General features: G+C 58.7%; 1 protein-coding gene. It reads right to left on the bottom strand.

Features of this window, described 5'->3' with window-relative positions:
* Nucleotides 1–230, bottom strand: a 230-nt coding sequence (locus tag AC3Y5R_RS24240) for a nitroreductase family protein (RefSeq protein ID WP_489923427.1), incomplete at both ends; no start/stop codon positions are given.

Raw genomic sequence — 230 nt, 5'->3', positions numbered from 1 at the left:
ATGATGAGCGGTGCGCGGAACGGCGCATTACGGGCTTTGTCGATAGCTTTGTCATCACTACCGGCAGCAATCGCCCCCTGTTCCAGTACGGCGCTGAAACGCTCGCGCCCTTCCCCTTCAATCACAAAAAAATGCCACGGTTGCATGGACTTATGGTCCGGCGCACGCATACCCGCACGCAGGATGTTTTGCAGTCGTTCACCCGTTGGCGCGGGTTCAGCCAAGCGGGA

The organism is Erwinia sp. 009765445 (assembly GCF_058137865.1).
This window is presented reverse-complemented; position numbering and strand designations above follow the sequence as displayed.